Below are 383 nucleotides of genomic sequence, written 5' to 3'. Positions count from 1 at the left end.
CGGATGCTGCCGCTGTCCGAGGCCGAGGTGGCGGCGCAGATCGAGGCCCGCCGACTCGCGGAGGAGGAGGCCCGGCGCAAGGCCGAGGCGGAGGCCGCCCGCAAGGCGGAGGAGGCCCGGCTGAAGGCAGAGGAAGAGGCCCGGTTGGCCCGGGAGGCCGAGGAGGCCCGGATCAGGGCCGAGGCGGAGGCCGCCCGCAAGGCGGAGGAGGAGCGGCTGCGCGTCGAGGAGGAGGCCCGGACCCGGGCCGAGGCCGAACGGCTGCGCGTCGAGGCGGAGGCGAGGGCCCGCGCCGCCGAGCAGGAACGGCTTCGGCTCCAGGAGGCGGAGGAGGCCCGGCTGCGTGCCGAGGCCGAGGCGCGGAGGCTGGAGAAGCAGCGTCG

Annotated in this window: 1 protein-coding gene; it reads left to right on the top strand. The window is 78.1% G+C overall.

Annotated features, from left to right (window positions below; translation table 11 throughout):
* A partial coding sequence (locus tag G3I71_RS49930) for a hypothetical protein (protein ID WP_203733296.1) occupies window positions 1-383 on the top strand: 383 nt, incomplete at both ends.

The organism is Streptomyces sp. SID12501, assembly GCF_010550245.1.
Classification (GTDB): Bacteria; Actinomycetota; Actinomycetes; order Streptomycetales; family Streptomycetaceae; genus Streptomyces.
Note: the sequence above shows the minus strand (reverse complement) of the source record. Positions and strands in the feature narration are given on the sequence as shown.